Below are 241 nucleotides of genomic sequence, written 5' to 3' on the forward strand. Positions count from 1 at the left end.
GAGATAGAGCATGCCAAGGCCAAACCTATGGCGCAGCAGCTGACAGCGTTACAAGGATTGTTCAGTAGCGGCTGGTTACTGGTGGCAGGCGTTTTAATGATGGTTATATTTCCTAATGCCATACAGCAGATTGGCATCGGTCAATGGCTATTGGCCTTAGTGTTGGCTTTAGTTGCCACTGAGTATATGCGGCGCTTATTACGTAGGCGTCTTGATGGCTATACGGGTGATGGACTAGGGG

1 protein-coding gene is annotated in these 241 nt (G+C 49.4%); it reads left to right on the top strand.

All coding sequences use genetic code 11. The annotated features are described in order from the left end of the window. Positions 1 to 241 (top strand): adenosylcobinamide-GDP ribazoletransferase (locus tag AAEY78_RS14760; RefSeq protein WP_352340224.1); only part of this gene is annotated, 241 nt, incomplete at both ends.

The organism is Psychrobacter sp. 16-MNA-CIBAN-0192 (assembly GCF_040309565.1).
GTDB lineage: Bacteria > Pseudomonadota > Gammaproteobacteria > Pseudomonadales > Moraxellaceae > Psychrobacter.